Source organism: Streptomyces tyrfis, assembly GCF_037034285.1.
Taxonomy (GTDB): domain Bacteria; phylum Actinomycetota; class Actinomycetes; order Streptomycetales; family Streptomycetaceae; genus Streptomyces.
The window spans coordinates 134,717-150,664 of the sequence record NZ_JBAGJZ010000013.1; the positions used below are offsets into that span (position 1 = coordinate 134,717).

General features: G+C 75.8%; 13 protein-coding genes. 3 read left to right on the forward strand and 10 right to left on the reverse strand.

The genetic code is table 11. The annotated features are described in order from the left end of the window. Window positions 1–197: 197 nt before the first annotated feature. The 5 genes from fxsA to WA762_RS12900 form a co-directional block, all read right to left on the reverse strand. Window positions 198–464: an FxSxx-COOH cyclophane-containing RiPP peptide gene (gene fxsA, locus WA762_RS12880; protein WP_335935679.1), complete on the reverse strand. Its 267-nt coding sequence runs from the start codon at window positions 462–464 to the stop codon at window positions 198–200. Window positions 465–979: 515 nt separating this feature from the next. Continuing rightward, complete coding sequence (locus WA762_RS12885; RefSeq protein WP_335935680.1) at window positions 980–4,453, reverse strand: SAV_2336 N-terminal domain-related protein; 3,474 nt, start codon at window positions 4,451–4,453, stop codon at window positions 980–982. 269 nt (window positions 4,454–4,722) lie between these two features. Next, a complete protein-coding gene (locus WA762_RS12890; RefSeq protein ID WP_335935681.1) occupies window positions 4,723–5,754 on the reverse strand; it encodes an AAA family ATPase in 1,032 nt (343 codons plus the stop codon). A gap of 127 nt (window positions 5,755–5,881) precedes the next feature. Then, the gene (locus WA762_RS12895; RefSeq protein ID WP_335935682.1) at window positions 5,882–7,978 is read right to left on the reverse strand and encodes a VMAP-C domain-containing protein; all 2,097 of its coding nucleotides are present in this window, start codon (window positions 7,976–7,978) and stop codon (window positions 5,882–5,884) included. Beyond that, window positions 7,975–8,541 carry a CU044_2847 family protein gene (locus WA762_RS12900; RefSeq protein ID WP_335935683.1) on the reverse strand — a complete coding sequence of 189 codons (567 nt, stop codon included), beginning with the start codon at window positions 8,539–8,541 and terminating at the stop codon, window positions 7,975–7,977. The genes WA762_RS12895 and WA762_RS12900 overlap by 4 nt, the downstream gene beginning before the upstream one ends. Before the next feature lie 185 nt (window positions 8,542–8,726). Between WA762_RS12900 and WA762_RS12905 the strand changes: the two genes are divergently transcribed. After that, complete coding sequence (locus WA762_RS12905; protein WP_003961784.1) at window positions 8,727–8,909, forward strand: DUF6104 family protein; 183 nt, start codon at window positions 8,727–8,729, stop codon at window positions 8,907–8,909. A 171-nt stretch (window positions 8,910–9,080) separates the two neighbouring features. Here the strand turns inward: WA762_RS12905 and WA762_RS12910 are convergent, their stop codons facing one another. Further along, entirely contained in the window at window positions 9,081–10,112 is a 1,032-nt protein-coding gene (locus WA762_RS12910) for a hypothetical protein (protein ID WP_335935684.1), read from the reverse strand. 311 nt (window positions 10,113–10,423) lie between these two features. Here WA762_RS12910 and WA762_RS12915 point away from each other — a divergent pair, with 311 nt between their 5' ends. Further along, a complete protein-coding gene (locus WA762_RS12915; RefSeq protein WP_335935685.1) occupies window positions 10,424–11,299 on the forward strand; it encodes a DUF4097 family beta strand repeat-containing protein in 876 nt (291 codons plus the stop codon). Window position 11,300: 1 nt separating this feature from the next. Beyond that, window positions 11,301–12,323 (forward strand): PadR family transcriptional regulator, encoded by a 1,023-nt coding sequence (locus WA762_RS12920; protein WP_335935686.1) that lies wholly within the window; start codon window positions 11,301–11,303, stop codon window positions 12,321–12,323. 116 nt (window positions 12,324–12,439) lie between these two features. Here the strand turns inward: WA762_RS12920 and WA762_RS12925 are convergent, their stop codons facing one another. From WA762_RS12925 to WA762_RS12940, 4 genes are all read right to left on the reverse strand, one after another. Continuing rightward, window positions 12,440–13,027: a Clp protease N-terminal domain-containing protein gene (locus tag WA762_RS12925; protein ID WP_335935687.1), complete on the reverse strand. Its 588-nt coding sequence runs from the start codon at window positions 13,025–13,027 to the stop codon at window positions 12,440–12,442. Continuing rightward, a complete protein-coding gene (locus WA762_RS12930) occupies window positions 13,027–13,236 on the reverse strand; it encodes a helix-turn-helix domain-containing protein (RefSeq protein ID WP_335935688.1) in 210 nt (69 codons plus the stop codon). The genes WA762_RS12925 and WA762_RS12930 overlap by 1 nt, the downstream gene beginning before the upstream one ends. 101 nt (window positions 13,237–13,337) lie before the next feature. Then, window positions 13,338–14,771 (reverse strand): cellulase family glycosylhydrolase, encoded by a 1,434-nt coding sequence (locus WA762_RS12935; RefSeq protein WP_335935689.1) that lies wholly within the window; start codon window positions 14,769–14,771, stop codon window positions 13,338–13,340. Window positions 14,772–14,803: 32 nt separating this feature from the next. Further along, entirely contained in the window at window positions 14,804–15,769 is a 966-nt protein-coding gene (locus WA762_RS12940; protein ID WP_335935690.1) for a zinc-binding dehydrogenase, read from the reverse strand. Window positions 15,770–15,948: the final 179 nt, after the last annotated feature.

A 15,948-nucleotide genomic window follows, 5' to 3' on the forward strand; every position in this document is an offset into this window, starting at 1 on the left:
ACAGGCCCGGTGTGCCGTCGCTCGGGCACGTGGTGGCATCGCACGGGTGCGAGGGGACGCCGCTCGGACATGGGGGCGCGACGGCGTCGCGCGGACGCCGGGTGACGCGCCTTCGGCGCCGGGTGACACCGCTTCGGTGGGGCGGCGGACCGCCGTGACCCCCGCGCCCGCCTCGCGCGGCCGCGGTGGTGTCGGTGTCAGAAGGCGTTGGTGAATCCCCACAGTGTTTCCCGCGGCTGCTCGGCCCGGCCGCACAGCTCCGCGACCAGATCGCGGAGCACCGGATGGTCCAGGGTCCGCAACGTCTCCAGGTCCAGTTCCAGCAGTTCGGGCAGTACGTCCGTGCCATCGGCCGGCACACCGTCCGTCGCATCGGCGGCGTCCGCCACCGCGCCGGGCGTCCTTCCGGGACCGTCGCCGGGTGTCCGCACGGCCGGTCCGCCGCTCTCCGTCGCCTCGTTCATCACGCCTCCCCGTCACACGTACCGCGCGCCGGACCCCGGTGATCCGCTCGCCGTCGAACGAATCCCGGATCCGCGTCCCTGACCCCTGTGCTCGCGCTCGCGCCGCGACGGCTTCCGCCCGTCACGGTGTCCGCTCCAGGGCCTGTCCTCACACTGCCGCCCGTCACCGTCACGCCGCGTCCTAGGGGGTGTCTGACAAATACCTGCGGCGTCGCGGGACGTGATGCCCGCACGGGCTGCTTCTGTACCGATGCCCCGCACAGCCCGGCCTACGCCTTCCGGGGCAAGTCATCGACCGTCGTCCGGCGTACGCCGGTCGCATACGGCGCACACCGGCGGGCCGCCCCGCACCGGTTCCGCGCCGCCCGGAGTCCCACGGCGGCGCGAGGGCGGCGATACGAGGCCGGCGGTACGGGGGCAGCGGTACGGGGACGACGGCGCGAGGAATGGCCGAGGCGCGGCGGCCGGCGGCCGACGACCGGCGGGCGGCGCACGGCACCCGCCGGCCGCCGGTTTCAGCGTTCCAGCTCCGCCAGCCGCGCCGCGGTCGCCTCGCCCGCCGCGCCGCCGCCGTCCGGCAGCCTCCGCCATTCCTCGCGGGCCGATCGGTAGGCCCCGCGCGCGGCCCGGGGGCGGCCCGCCCGTTCGTACGTCGCGCCCCGCCAGTGGTGGGCCCTGGCGCACAACGCGGCCGCCCGCCGCCGCAGTCGCGGATGGTCCAGCTCCTCCTCCGCCGCGCCGGCCGCCTCGGCCGCGCCCCGGAACGCCTCGGCCGCCTCGTCGAGGCGGGCGGGGCGCCGGAGCACCCGGGCGGCTTCGAGGTGGGCCAGGCCCAGTTCCAGCCAGCAGTCCGCCGCCGTCAGGGGTTCGGTCGCCTCCTGGGCCGCGAGCCCGAAGAGGTACTCGGCCTCCCGCAGATCGACCCGGTCCTCGGTCGCGCGGTGCCGCAGCATCAGCGCGCGGCCCAGCATCAGCAGCCGTTCGGCCTGGCGCGGGCCGCCCGACGCCGTCTCCGTACGGCAGTCGCGCAGCACCCGCACCGCCGCGCCGATGTGCGCGCGGCCGTCGGGCAGCCGGGCGCGGCGCAGCAGGGCGCCGCCCCACTCCGCGAGCAGGTCGGCGTGGATCTGCGAGTCGCGCGGCACGCCGCGGGCGGCGCGCGCGAACCAGTCGGCCGCCTCGACGAGTTCGTCGGGGTCGCCGGTGTGCTCGTAGCGGGCGACCCGGATCCGGGCCGCCCGGGCGAGGAGCGAGGCGCGCAGCCGCTGCTCCCGTACGGTCTCCAGGGCGTGCTCGACCAGCGTCGCCGCCTCGTCGGGCTCCGCGCCGGAGGCGAGCAGGGCGTCCACCAGGTCCAGCAGGACGCGGGTCCCGCCGCTCACGGTGCTCCGGCCGTCGCCCTGTTCGAACGCCGTGCGCAGCGAGCGGGCCGCCTGGGCGGCGTAGACCCGGGACTGTTCGGTGTCGACGGTGGCCCCGGAGAGCCTGAGCAGGGTGCGGCCGTGCGCCAGGGGCAGGGCGGCGGGCCGGTTCTCCTGGTCGGGCCAGACGTCGGCGAACGCCTCCAGCATCCCGCACGCGGCCTGGAGCAGCGCGGTGTCGCCGTCGAGCCGCCACTGGGCCTCCAGGGCCCGGACGCGCTCCAGGGTGAGCCGGAGGGCCTCGGCCGGTTCCAGTCCGGGGGCGGAGCAGGCGGCGGTGTACTCGCGGTCGGCGCGGCGCAGCAGTTCCAGCGCGCCGCGCCGGTCGCCCCGCGTCCGCCGGTCGTCGGCGGCGGCGTGCAACACCTTGGCGAGGGCGGCCCGTTCGCGCACCGCGGCCGGGTGCGCGGCGGCCCGCTCGGCGGCGTACTCGGCCTCGCGGAGCAGTTCGGCGTCGCCCTGGACCTCCCACAGCCGCAGGACGCAGCGCGAGTACTCCGCCCACAGCGCGGGGTCGGCGCCCGGTCGGTTCTCGCGTTCGGTGGCGCCGCGCAGCAGTTGCACGGCGTCGATCAGGTACTGGACCATGCCGTCCGACTCGAAGTGCCGCAGCAGCACCCGGGCGCTCTCCACCGCCGCGTTCGGCGTCTGCGGCGCGGTGTCGTGCCGGTCCTGGCCCGCGCCGACGACGAACCGCTCGGGCAGCGGCATGAACCGCTCCAGCACCCGCACCGCGACCTCCGCGAAGGGGTGCGGGACGCGTGGTCCGCCGCCCGTGCCGCCCCCGCCGTGCTCGCCCTCCTCGTCCTCCTCGGCCCGCCCGGCGAACACGTCGGCGTCCTCGTCCTTGCCCCCGGCCCCCGGCCGTCCGGCGGTACGCACCGGTCCGTGCCGGCCCTCGCCGAGCTGGGCGAAGGCCAGGGCGGGGAAGTTGGGCCCGCCCTTCCCGAACCGCTGCTCTATGTACTGCGAGCAGTGCTTCAGCACCAGCAGCGCCTCGTCGCGGCCGAGCGGCCCCAGCAGCGCCTCCCGGACGCCGGGCGCGAACTCGTACCAGTGGCCGCCCGGTTCGCCGTGCGTCCCGGCCGGTTCCTCGTCCTGGGCCCGGGACAGCAGCCCGCTCAGCAGCACCTCGGCCAGTTCCGAGGGGCCGGAATGCGGCAGCATGGTGCGCTGCACCAGCTGCATCACCGGCAGGTACAGCGGGGCCGCCGCGAGGTACACGGCCAGCTGGCCGGCGGCCGGGGAGGCCATGGAGCGGAACCGGCTGACCAGCTGGAGCGAGGAGAGGCCGTCCCCGGGGCGCTGCACGGCGGCCGGGGGCTGGTCGGCCCGCACCCAGCCGACCGCGCCGGACACCTGCCCCGCCCCGCTGCCGGCCAGCAGCCGCGCCCAGGCCGCCAACGCCCCTTCCACCGGCGGGAGCACGGGGACGGGAAGCGCGCCCGGGTGCACCGCTGGGCCCGCGCCGGCGTGCTCCGTGACCCTGAGCGCGGTGGCCCCGCCCGGCCCGTCGCCCCGGGCCAGGGAGCCGTAGGTCACCGGCAGCCGGGTCCGGTTCCACATCCGCTGCGGCAGGGGCTGGAGCACGGCCGTCGGGGCCTGCCGGGCCAGGTGGTGCAGCAGCCGGTGGGCCCGTCCGCTGCGCCAGAGCGGCCCCGCGCAGTCGCTGACCAGAAGGGTGACGCGGCGGCCGGTGGGGTCGCTCAGCCGGTCCGCGGAGCTCAGCGGCGCGGCGGCCGGGTCGGGGCTGCGGCTCACCACGGCGGCCCCGTCCGGACCCTGGTGGAGATAGCGCGCCCGGACGTCCCTGAACGCCCCCAATTGGCCGAACAATTCCTGGAGTTCGCCGAACATCCGGTCCCACACCAGCATCGAGGAGGAGGCGTCCATGACGCACTGGAGCAGCGACTCGCCCCGGCACGCGCCGCGGAACACCGGGATGATCATCCCGCCCGCCCGGGCGCTGTCCTCCGCGGTCGCCGCCTCGTCGAGGGTGTACCGCATCGGCGGCGCGGCCGGGCGGTAGCGCTGCAACGGACGCAGCGCGCGCTGGAGTTCCAGTGGTTCGGGGAGGGCGGGGGCGGCGGGCACGCCGAGGGTGAGCGTGCGCGTCCGGCCGCCCCGGGCCCGGCCCGGCCCACGTTCGGACCGGCCGTCGTCGGGCGGCGCACTCCGGGGCACGGGGTGGAGCGGGACCCGCCGGTCGGCTTCCCCGGGACCGTGTCGTTCCGCGGGCCCGTCGCCCGGTCCCGGGTCCTCGGGGGCCTCGTCTTCCTCGCGCCCCGCGGGCGGGACGCCGGGCCGCTCCGCCCGGTCCGTCCCGTCCGGGGCCTCGGGGAGCGGCGGCGCGGGGCCGGTCCCGGGGCCGTCGCCGTCGTCGTCCGGCGCGTCGGGGTGCCGGGTCCAGCGGGCCAGCCAGAGGGCGTCGCAGAGCTGCTCGGCGTCGGGGTCGAGCCCGGCCTCGCGCAGCCGCGCGACGAAGGCGGGAAGCAGCAGCCCGCCCCCGTCCGGACCGGCCTGACCGGACGGGCCCGGCGGGCCGGCCCGGTCGGGCGAACCTGGCATACCGGACGGGCCGGAGGGTTCGCCCCGGCCGGGCGGGCCGGCCCGGACGACGACGCGACCGGACGGCTCGCCGCCGCCTTCCGCACCTCCTGCGCCCGCCGAGCCCGCCGCATCCGCCACGCCCCCTGCGCCCGCCGCACCCGGCACATCCGCCGTGCCCGCCGCGCCCGGTGCGCCCGCCGAGGGCTCCGGGCCCCGGGGGTCCTCGCCGTCGTCGGGGCGGCGCCCCCCGTCCGGCCCGTGCCGCGACCCGCCACCGGCCATCGCCATCACCTCGGCCGGTCGAGTCGCTGGATGAGGAGGTCGGCGAGACGGTCCCGGCCGGCCGGCGCCGCCGCGTCGGTGAGGTAGATGGCGTTCAACAGCTGGTCGGTGGCGAGGAGTTCGCTGCGGGAGCGTTCCAGGAAGTGGGCGATCAGGTCGTCCCCGGCGCGCGCCGCCTCGTCGCCGAGATGGGCGCGTACGAAGGTCGCCAGGCGCTGGTGGTCCGGGCGTCCCAGCTCCAGGTGGACGCAGCGGCGCATCAGGGGCGCCGGGAAGTCCCGTTCGCCGTTGCTGGTGAGGACCACGAACGGGAAGGCCCGGCACTGGACCCGGCCGCCCCGCACCTTCACCTTGTTTCCGTCGTCGTCGAGGACCTCCGCCTCGCCGCCGGGCAGCCGGTCCACGATCCGTTCCAGCTCGGGGATGCCGAACTCGCCCTCCTCCAGCACGTTGAGCAGGTCGTTCGGCAGGTCGATGTCGCTCTTGTCGAGTTCGTCGATGAGCACGACGCGCGGCCGGTCCGAGGGCATCAGCGCGGTGCCGAGCGGGCCGAGCCGGATGTAGCTGCCGACGCTCTCCACGGATTCGGCCCCGGCCTTCCCGCCCGCCGCGCCGTGTGCGGCGATCTGCACGTCCTGGAGCCGGGCGATCGCGTCGTAGCGGTACAGGCCGTCCTGGAGCGTCGAGCGGCTGACGATCGGCCAGCGCAGCACCCGGCCCAGACCCAGCTCATGGGCGACCGAGTGGGCCAGCGTGCTCTTCCCGGCCCCGGGACTCCCGGTCACCAGCAGCGGGCGGCGCAGATAGAGCGCCGCGTTGATCATCTCCAGCTCCTCGGCGCCCGGCCGGTGGAGCTCGGCGATGTGCCGGTAGCCGCCGAGTCGGCGGTCGGCCGACCCGTCCTCGTCCTGCCCGTCGGCGGCCGGGGCGCCGCGGCCCGCGAAGTCCCGCCAGGGCGGCGGGGGCGGCAGCCGGTCGATGCCCTCGTGCGGTTCGCCGGCCCCTCGGTAGATGAGCCACTCGCTGGGTTCACTCATAACGTGTTCCTCGTCGTCACTCGTCCGCCAGGGGCAGCTGTCGAACGTGCATCACGGTAGCGATCCGAGGCACACCCCGTAAGGGGCCGGGCCGCCCCCACCGCGCCCCCGGAGGGCCGTCCGCCCCTCACGGCGCCTCCAAGTAGTGGTCGGAACCGGGCAGTTGCTGACGCGGGTCGTCATAGAGCAGAGCCACCCCGTCCGACCAGTACGTCTCCGTGCGCCCCGCGTGCACCCCTCTCCTCAACTCGTGCACCTTCCCGGGAAGCTGATCGGCCGTGCGGGCCTCGGCCACCGCGTCGGCGGCGCGCCGGTGGAAGTCGGTGCAGACGCCGGCCTGTTCGGCCGCGCGCCGCCGCCACAGGGCCAGCCCGTAGCCCGCGTCGAGCACCCGCCCCACGCCGGCCGTGCCCTCCGGTCCCGGCCGGTCGCCGTATCGGCAGAGCACCGGGACGGTCTCGTAGGCCAGTTGGCGCATCTCCTCCACCACCGGCACGGGTACCCGCACACCGTCCTCGCAGTCGACGACGGCGGCCCGCATCGGGGCGGTCATGGCCCGGTTCCACCGGGCCTCGCGCTCGGCCGGCCCGTGGTCGCCCCCGTCCGCGCCCCGGTCCAGGGGCCGGACGACCACCGGCCGGACCACGCCGAGCGGGCGCCCGTCGGGCCGTATCCGCCAGGCGTCGACCTCCAGGCCCATGAGGGCCGGGTCCACCGCGACCTGGAGGACCGCCGGGTCGTCGGGGGCGTCGCACCGCCGGAACGCCTCCGCGAGCGGGCCCGCGAGCCGGTCCGGCAGGCTCTGCAGCGCGGTGCCCCGGCTGTCCTCGGCGACGGGCCGGAAGTCCCCGGGCTGCGGCACGACCGCGATCCGCCAGTCGTAGAGGTCCGGTTCCCAGTGCCGCGACTCCAGCCTGAGCAGGACGAACGGGGCGTCGTGCGCCCGGGCCGGCTCGGGCGCCGGCGCGGGGTCGCGGGGATGCTCGCGGGCGGTGGCCCGCCGGTCGTTGTAGCGGAGCCCGACGAGTTCGTGCCGGAACTTGCGGGAGAGCCGGTCGTCCGCCATCCGCTTGACCCACCGCCACAGGTCCGCCTCGGCGTCCGGGGTGGACGGCAGGACGTAGGGGCGTTCGGCGGCGATGGCGCTCATGCAGTACCGCAGGATGAGTTCCAGCGCGCTGTCGCCGGCGGGGGCGTCGTACAGCGTGCCGAGCCCGTCGCGCCAGCCGCGCGGGGCCGTGAGGTGCTCGCCCGCGTGGGTGTCCGGCAGCCCGTCCAGGAGGTCGAGCAGGCTGCGGGTGCTGAGCGGGGGCGGGAGTTCCGCGAGCCGGCCGAGCAGGTCGATGCGCTGCTGGGGGCTGAGGGCGAGCCCCGCCCCGGCGCCCAGCTCCCGCTGGAGGTCGGCCCAGGTGCGTTCGGTGCCGACCGGGCTGGTGTGCCGGTCGGCGTGGTAGCGGTCGTGGGCGTGGAACAGCGCCTGGTACGGGTCGTCGGACTCGGTGTCCGCCGTGCCGGGCGGCACCGGCAGCGTGCGGAGCCGTTCGACGCCGATCGAGGTGCCGCCGGTGGTGCCGTCGGAGCGGGACTTCAGCACGCCGACGACCTCGCCGCGCGCCAGGTCCACCACCGGGCCGCCGGACAGGCCGGGGTACATCCGGTCGCCGTCGAGCCGCATCTGTTCGTCGTCCTCGGCCCAGTCGCCGAAGGTGCCCATCACCTGGCACCGGCCGCTGAACCGGGTCAGCTGCCCGGCTCCGCTGTCGGTCCAGCCGGTGTAGAGGACCGATCCGCCGCCGAACATGCCCGCCGGGCGCTCGGTCACGTACACACAGGGGTGCTCGACGGGGCGCAGCAGCCGGATCAGCGCGAGGTCGGGGGCGGGCCATCCGGCGACGGGCCGGGCCCGGCCGGGAACGGCGTGCCGGCTCTCCGGCAGGCTGGCGACCACGGCCCCCTCGACCGCCGTCTCGGCGGCGCCCGGGTCCGGCTTGAACACCACGCTGACCTGCCGCCCCTCCCCCGCCATCGCCACGTGCGCGCAGGTGAGGACCCAGCTCGGGGCGACGAAGAACCCGCTGCCCAGGAAGCCGCGGTCGGACCCGTCGGGGGCGTGGCCGGGCTCCGGCCGGTGGATGCGGACGGTCGCCGCCATCACGAGGCCCGCCAGCGCCCGGTACGTGCTCTCCGAGCCGCCCCACCCGGCCCGGCCCGGCGGCTGGGTCATGAGCGGCCGCCGCCGTCCGGACCGCCCGGCCCGCCCGCGCCCGGGTCCCCGGCGGCGGCGCCGGGGGCAGGGGGCGCGGCACCGGTCCGCCCGGTCCCGGTGTCCGGGGCCCCGGTGCCGCCGGTTCCGGCGGCCGGGTCTCCCGTGCTCCCGCTCCCGCCGCCGGGGGTCCCGTCGTCCCGCGCCGGGGGCGCCGGGTCGAGGGGCGGGCCCCCGCCGTGCCAGGTCAGCGTGACCGTGATGGCTCCCTTGGCCTCGCCGTCCGCGAGCAGGCCGACGACCTTTCCGGCCTTCGCGGTGAGCTCGATGCCGAATTCGACGCTGACCTCGTCGGGCCGCACCGCGCGCAGCGGCTCGGCCAGCGAGCGCGCGACGCTGGTCACCACGCCCCGCAGGCTCTCGACCCGGGCCTGCACCCGGTCCGCGATGTCCCCGTAGCCGATGTCCGTGAAGGCGGGACCCCTGGCGGGTCCCTCCAATTGCTCCGCCCCCGAGATGCGCGCCCAGACCGGCGTGCCGTCCGGCATCTCGATGCGAGTGATCCGAGCCCCGTTGTCGCCCATGAAACCCCCGTTCCCCCAACTACCCGCAGGCTAACGGCAGTAGGCGACCGGCGCGAGACTCGCGGGCCGGGGGACCCGGCCCGCGCGCAGTCGTTCGCGGGGCCCTCGGACCGCCGTCGCGGCCCGCCGCCGACGGGGCGTTCCCGGCCGTCGCGGGGCAGTCACCAGGCATTAGGCTGGGCCGCATGTACTTCACCGACCGTGGCATCGAGGAACTGGAGAAGCGCCGGGGCGAGGAAGAGGTCACCTTCGAGTGGCTCGCCGAGCAGCTTCGTACGTTCGTCGATCTCAATCCCGACTTCGAGGTGCCGGTCGAGCGCCTCGCCACCTGGCTGGCCCGTCTCGACGACGAGGACGAGGACGAGTAGTCGCACGGTCGGCCGGCCGGGGTGCCCGTGCCGCCGGAGGCCCCGGAACCCCGGGTTCTTCCCGCGTTGTTCGACGCCTGGGCGGCCTCCGGCGTCCGGCTGACGTCCGGATCCCGACGCCGCGCGGATCCCGGGCGGCACTGACGTCTCGGACGTGCCCGGTCCGAGGTCTCAGGCGTGCCCGGGAACCCCGTCGCCCCCGAGGTCTCCGACGCGGCCGACGCCTCCGGCGCGACCGGGGTCCGCCGTCCCGCGCGCCGCCCCGGCCGGGACCCCGCCGCGGCGGCCGTACGCGAGGCCGAGCACCCCGTGCGCCACCAGCAGCGCCCCGGCAAGGGTCCAGCCGCCGCTGCGACGTCCGGCGCCCCACAGGACGAGCGGCAGCCCCGCCGCCACCTGGAGGCCGCCCAGCACGCGGACCCCCGGCCCGTACGCCCAGAGGCCGATGCGGCCGCGTCCGGCCGCACTCAGCCCGGCCCTCGCGGTCTCGGCCCGGCCCGCCCCGGCGACGGGTTCCGTCCCGGGCAGGCCGTCGGCCACCGCCCGGAGCCGGTCCACGGACGCGCCCGGGTCCAGCCCGGGCGGCAGGGCCAGCCCCGTGCGGCCGAGGACGGCGAGCAGCCCCAGCAGCCGGTTGCGGGCGTCGGCGTCCGGATCGGGCCGGGTCAGCGCGTCGAGCGCCTGGACGTCCAGCACCGGGTCCAGGGCCAGCCGGTCGGCGAACGTCCGCATCGCCTCGTCCTCGCCGACCGGTCTGCCGTCCGCGAACCAGACGTATCCGACCGCCCGGCGGAACCCGGAGGCCAGGCTGTACCCGGCGCGGTCGCCGTCCCACCACACGGCCAGCACCGGCCAGAACGATCCGACCGCGAGCGCGGCCGCCCACCCCGCCACGACCCGGTCGACCGGCTCCGCACCCGACGTGCCGCGCTCCCCGCACGACGCGTACGACGTGTGCGCCGCGGATGACGCGGACGGCCCGCGTGCCCCGTCCGTCCCGTCCGCCCCGTCCGTCTCGTGCGTCCTGTGCGTCCCGCCGGTCTCGCCGCCCCGCCAGGTCCTGCCCTCGGGCACCAGGACGGACCAGCCGTTCCCGGCGGGCGCGAGCAGCATCCGCTCGCGCAGCAGACGGGCCACCGGCCGTACGGCCCCGGGTTCGGCGCGGCACAGCAGCAGCGCGCCCGTGGGGGATGTCGCGTTCATCCTCCACACGCTAAGGGCTGTCCCGCCGTCCGTGGTGGATCAGCGCGCGGCGTCGCGGCTCCGGCGGGCCCGCGCGCCCTCGCCGCCGCGCCCCGGGCGGACCTCCGCGCCCTGGGTTCACCGGGCTCCCCAGGTCTCGCGAGCCCTCCCACGCTTCCCCCGGCTCCCGCGAGCCTCCCCGGGGCCTCCCCAGGCCTTCCCGGGCTTCGTCCGCCCTCCTCGACTTCTTGACTTCCCACCACCGCGATATATCGTGATGAGAAAGAGACGCGATATGTTGCGTCATTCCGCGTTACCGGGAGGTCAGATCCATGCCTGTGTCGACATGGGCCATCGCCGAACCCCAGAAACTGACCTTCGACGCCCCCGTGAGGTCTCTCGACGTGCGCGTCGTCGGAGGCGCGGTCAACATCGTCGGCACCGACGAGCCGACCGCCCGGCTGGAGGTCTCGGAGATCGACGGCCCGCCGCTGACCGTCACCCTGCAAGACGGCGTTCTCACGGTCGCGTACGAGGGTCTGCCGTGGAACGGCTTCCTCAAGTGGTTCGACCGCCAGGGCCGGAACCACCACGCGGTCGTCTCCCTCGCCGTGCCGGCCAGGGCGGCGGTGACGGTCGGCGTGGTCGGCGCCGGGGCGGTGGTGTCGGGCATCCGCGGGCGTACGAACCTGCGCGGCGTCACCGGCGACACCACGCTCGTCGGGCTCTCCGGCCCGGTCCGCGCCGAGACCGTGTCCGGCAGCGTGGAGGCCCAGTCCGTCACGGGCGAGCTGCGCTTCCAGACGGTCTCGGGCGATCTGACGGTCGTCGAGGGCGCCGGTGGCCGGATCCGGGGCGACTCGGTCAGCGGCACCATGGTGCTGGACCTGGATCCGGACCCGTCCGGGACGCCCGCGGACATCCGACTGACCACGGTGTCCGGCGAGATCGCCATCCGGCTGCCGCATCCGGCGGACGCGACGGTCGAGGCGAACACCGCGAGCGGCGCCGTCTCCAACGGCTTCGAGGACCTGCGGGTCGGCGGCTCCTGGGGCGCGAAGAAGATCACCGGCACCCTCGGGACCGGGACCGGGACCCTGCGGGCCACGACCGTCTCGGGCTCCATCGCCCTGCTGCGCCGCCCCGCGCACGACGACCCCCACGACACCGACCCGCGCGACGCCGAGCAGACCGGAAAGGTGCTCTGACATGCCCCCCGTATTCGCCCACGGTCGCCTCCGCCTCTACCTGCTGAAACTGCTCGACGAGGCCCCGCGCCACGGCTACGAGGTGATCCGCCTCCTGGAGGAGCGCTTCCACGGCCTGTACGCGCCCTCGGCTGGCACGGTCTACCCGCGCCTCGCCAAGCTGGAGGCCGAGGGGCTCGTCACGCACGCCACCGAGGGCGGCCGCAAGGTCTACTCGATCACCGACGCGGGTCGCGCCGAGCTGTCCGCGCGCACCGGCGAACTGGCCGATCTGGAAGTGGAGATCAGGGACTCCGTCTCCGAACTCGCCGCCGAGATAAGGGACGACGTGCGCGGCGCGGCCGGCAAGCTGCGCAGCGAGATGCGCGCGGCGGCCCACGAGACCAGGAAGACCTCCGCCGGCTCCGGCCACCACAAGGGCCAACGCGACTTCTCCTTCAACGACTTCGGCGACCTCGGCGACCTCGCGGACTTCACCGACACCGAGGCGTGGCGGGCCGCGAAGGAGGAGCTGCGCAAGGCCAAGCAGGAGTGGAAGGACCAGACCCGCCGGGCGATGGACGAGTCCCGCCGGGCCCGCGAGGAGGCGCAGCAGGCCCGCCGCCAGGCCAAGGAGGCCCAGGAAAGGGCGCGGGAGCAGATGCAGAACGCCGCCCGCCAGGTCCAGGAGCACTTCGCGCGGGGCGACTGGCCCTCCGGCGTACGGGACGGGCTGGCCGAGATCACCGCACAGCTGGGCGCCTTCGCCAGGCCCGGCGGCCGGCCCGCGCCCGCCAGGCCGGAGGCCGCCGACGTCGGCACCGATGCCGGGGCCGATCCCGAGTGGGGGCGGGACGCTCTGGGCGGCGGCGACCCGGCCCGGGACCTGGAACGGCTGCTGGACCGCTTCCGCGACGAGATCCGCGACACCGCCCGGGACGGCGGCGTCACCGAGGAGCAACTGACGGGGGCCCGCCGCCATCTGGCGACGGCGGCGGCGCGCATCGGGGCGCTGCTGAGGAAGGACGGCGGCGAGGGGAAGTGAGCCGCGGGGCGGGCCACCGAGAAGCAGGCCACGGGGCGAGGCACGGAGAAGCGAGTCACGGGGAGGGGCGCGGAGAAGCGAGCCATGGGGCAGCGGACCGGCCCTGCCGCCCCGCCTCAGCCCGCCTTCGGCATCCGCCCCGCTCTGTCTTCTCCCCCGCCCTCGTCCGCCTCTCCGCGCAGTGCGCGGTCCACGGCCTCGTACGTCGCGCCATGGGCGGCGAGGACCTCGGCGACCACGCCGGGGCGGGCGGTGAGCGCCAGGAGGACGTGCTCGTCCGCGATGCGGCGGCCCTGACGCCCCACCGTGATCCGCAACGCCCTCGCCAGCACGTCCTTCGCCCCGCGGTCGAACGGGCGGCGGCCCGTGCCGCGCCGCCCGGCCCGGTCGAACACGCCCTCCCCGTGCGCCTCCTCGACGCGTGTGACGACCGCGTCGACGTCGATGCCGAAACCGGCGAGCGCGTCCGCGTCGGCCCGGGACAGCCCACCGCGCCGGCGCGCGTCGGCCAGATCCGCCTCGATCTGCGCACGGTGTCCGGCGAGCCCCAGCGCGGCGAGGGCGGGGGCGGCCCGGCCGCCCCGCCGGTCCAGCAGGGCGAGCAGCAGATGCTCGTCCGTGACCGCCGCGGCGCCGGCCCGCTCGGCACGGGCCACGGCGCCGGTCACGATCGCCCGGGCATCCGATGTGAATCGTTCGAACATCAACGCCTCCCGTACTTCTTGTGCACCGCCTGTCGGCTGACGCCCAGTTCGGCCGCGATCTCCTGCCACGACCAGCCCTGTGCGCGGGCGCTGTCGACCTGCACGGCTTCGAGCCGTTCCAGCAGTCGGCGCAGCGCGGCGACCGCCCGCAGCCCCACTCGGGGGTCGCGGTCACCGGCGCGCGCGGCGAGATCCGTCGCTTCACTCATACCGTCAATGTAGGTTGACACGACTCGCGGCGTCAACCGTGGTTGACGCAGCGAGGAGAGGAACGAGCGGAGGGAGGAGAAGAGCGGTACGGCGGACGCGCTCAGCCGCGTCCCGCCGGAGCCCCGGAGACCGTGACCGTGACGCGGACGCCCGGGCGGGCCCGGACCAGGGCCGTTCCGCCGTGCCTGCGGACCTCGGCGCGGCCGGTCGCCGCGACCCGCCACGCGCCGGAGACCGACGGCAGGGAGATCTCCGTGACGCCGCGGCGGCCCGCCGTGTAGGTCAGCCGGTAGACGCCGGTGCTGTCGTCGTACGCGTCGGAGTGGACGGTTCCGGCGACGGCGGGCGCGTACGGCGTGGCGGTGCGCTCCTTGTTCTTCGCGAAGGCACCGGAGGCGTCCAGGGCGCAGTATCCGCCGCCGTAGCACCACACCCACCCGGCCCAGCCGGAGCTGTAGCGGCTCAGCGAGGTCATCGCGTCCCGGTAGAAGCGGCCCATGTTCGGGAGCGTGTTGTTGAGCGGGCCCCATTCGCCGACGACGATCGGGACGCGGTACCGCGCCGGATACCGGGTGACGGCGTCCTCGTACGCCTCGACCCAGCCGGCCGACGGGTCGTAGTCGCCCCCCGCCTCCATCGCGGCATTGTAGAAGTGAGGTGAGTAGACGGTCCGTCGGTCCGCCACGGCCCCCAGCCCGGTGGGGACGCCCTCGCCGACGATGGGGGTGGGTTCGACGAACAGCCAGGTGGACCGGTCGACCGAACGGATCGCGCGGGCCAGCCTGTTGTACATCGGGGTGATCTGCCGGGCCTCGATGCGGCGGGCGGCCGTCGCCAGATCCTCCCCCTCCCGCATCTCCCCCATCGGCTCGTTGATGAGGTCGTAGCCGAGGACGGCGGGGTGGTGCGCGTAGCGGGCGGCGAGCACCTGCCACATGCGCGCCTGGGCGCGCTGGAGGTCGGGGTCCTCGTAGAGATGGGTGAAGGCGCGCTGCACGGCGGGCTCGAAGTACTCGGAGAACCAGTCGTCGGGGTGCGGGGTGAAGGGCAGCCCGTCGGTGCGGGTCGCCCAGGCCGGGATGCCCCGGCTGCCGAACGCCGGGCCGAAGACGTCCTGGTGGGCGTCGATGAGCACCTGGACGTCGTACTTCCGCGCCCAGTCCAGGATCCGGTCGATCCGGCGCAGATACGCGGTGCTGTAGTGGCCCCGGCGCGGCTCCAGGTCGTCCCAGAAGACGAGGAGGCGGGCGAGGCCGAAGCCCCTGGCACGCAGATCGCGGAAGTGCTTCTCGGTGATGGCGGTCAGGGCCTGGTCACCGCTGTTCGCCTTGTCCGCGACGTTCCAGCCGCGCAGGGTGAGAACACGCCCCTGGTCGTCGGTGAGGCGGGGGATGACGTCGGCGGGCCGGTGGGTGCCGGGACGGCCCGGCGGCGCGGGGCGCGCGCCGGCGACGGGGGCGAGCGCCCCCGTCGCGAGCAGGCACAGGGTGAGGACCGAGGTGAGTACGCCGCCCGTTCGCATCCGTATCCGCATGGCGGAGATCAGAGCAGCTCACCGGAGAGACCTCAAGAGCAGGTGAGCACAATCTTTCCGAACTGGTCGCCGGACGCGAGCCGTTCGAAGCCCTCGCGGGCCCGGTCCAGCGGCAGCACCTCGTCGATGACCGGCCGCACCCCGGTCGTCGCGCAGAACGCCAGCAGGTCCTCCAGCTCGTCCTTGGACCCCATGGTCGAGCCGACGACCCGCAGCTCCAGGAAGAAGATCCGGGTCAGCTCGGCGTGCGAGGGCCGGTCGCCGCTGGTCGCGCCGGAGATGACCAGGGTGCCGCCGGGGCGCAGCGACTTCACCGAATGGGACCAGGTGGCGGCGCCGACCGTCTCGATGACCGCGTCGACGCGCTCCGGCAGCCGTTCGCCGGGCTCGTACGCCGCGACCGCGCCGAGCTCGACGGCGCGCTCCCGCTTGGCCGCGTCGCGGCTGGTGGCGTGGATCCGCAGCCCGGCCGCCCGGCCGAGCACGATCGCGGCGGTGGCGACGCCGCCGCCCGCCCCCTGGACCAGGACCGAGTCGCCGGGCCGCACCCCGGCGTTGGTGAAGAGCATCCGGTACGCGGTGAGCCAGGCGGTCGGCAGGCAGGCGGCCTGTTCGAAGGTGAGCTCCTTCGGCTTGGGCAACACGTTCCAGCTGGGTACGGAGACCTGCTCGGCGAAGGTGCCCTGGTAGCGCTCGGTGAGGATGGAGCGGGGCTCCTTCGGGCCGACGCCGTGCCCGGTCTGGCCGATGACGGAGTGCAGGACGACCTCGTTGCCGTCCTCGTCGGTCCCGGCGGCGTCGCAGCCGAGGATCATCGGCAGCCGGTCCTCGGTGAGGCCGACGCCCCGGAGCGACCAGAGGTCGTGGTGGTTGAGCGAGGCGGCCCTCACGTTGACGGTGGTCCATCCGGGGCGCGCCTCGGGGGCGGGACGGTCACCCAGTTCGAGGCCGCTGAGGGGACGGTCGCGGTCGATGCGGGATGCGTAGGCGGCGAACATGGCCCCGACGATAGGCCGGGGCACGGGCCGGCGTAACCGGCTGCTGGTGTGACGCGCGCCGCCCCGGGCCGGCGGCGGACGCGAAAGGGAGGCCGTCCCGGTCAGGGCCGGTGCGAAAGGAAAGGCGGGCGGGCGCACGAGGCGGCGGACGTCAAAGGGAGAAGAAGCGGGCACGAAAG

Bases quoted from the DNA above. Each gene is read 5' to 3' on its own strand.
- fxsA (WP_335935679.1), bottom strand. From the start codon at position 464: ATGAACGAGGCGACGGAGAGCGGCGGACCGGCCGTGCGGACACCCGGC.
- WA762_RS12885 (WP_335935680.1), bottom strand. From the start codon at position 4,453: ATGCCAGGTTCGCCCGACCGGGCCGGCCCGCCGGGCCCGTCCGGTCAG.
- WA762_RS12890 (WP_335935681.1), bottom strand. From the start codon at position 5,754: ATGAGTGAACCCAGCGAGTGGCTCATCTACCGAGGGGCCGGCGAACCG.
- WA762_RS12895 (WP_335935682.1), bottom strand. From the start codon at position 7,978: ATGACCCAGCCGCCGGGCCGGGCCGGGTGGGGCGGCTCGGAGAGCACG.
- WA762_RS12900 (WP_335935683.1), bottom strand. From the start codon at position 8,541: ATGGGCGACAACGGGGCTCGGATCACTCGCATCGAGATGCCGGACGGC.
- WA762_RS12905 (WP_003961784.1), top strand. From the start codon at position 8,727: ATGTACTTCACCGACCGTGGCATCGAGGAACTGGAGAAGCGCCGGGGC.
- WA762_RS12910 (WP_335935684.1), bottom strand. From the start codon at position 10,112: ATGAACGCGACATCCCCCACGGGCGCGCTGCTGCTGTGCCGCGCCGAA.
- WA762_RS12915 (WP_335935685.1), top strand. From the start codon at position 10,424: ATGCCTGTGTCGACATGGGCCATCGCCGAACCCCAGAAACTGACCTTC.
- WA762_RS12920 (WP_335935686.1), top strand. From the start codon at position 11,301: ATGCCCCCCGTATTCGCCCACGGTCGCCTCCGCCTCTACCTGCTGAAA.
- WA762_RS12925 (WP_335935687.1), bottom strand. From the start codon at position 13,027: ATGTTCGAACGATTCACATCGGATGCCCGGGCGATCGTGACCGGCGCC.
- WA762_RS12930 (WP_335935688.1), bottom strand. From the start codon at position 13,236: ATGAGTGAAGCGACGGATCTCGCCGCGCGCGCCGGTGACCGCGACCCC.
- WA762_RS12935 (WP_335935689.1), bottom strand. From the start codon at position 14,771: ATGCGGATACGGATGCGAACGGGCGGCGTACTCACCTCGGTCCTCACC.
- WA762_RS12940 (WP_335935690.1), bottom strand. From the start codon at position 15,769: ATGTTCGCCGCCTACGCATCCCGCATCGACCGCGACCGTCCCCTCAGC.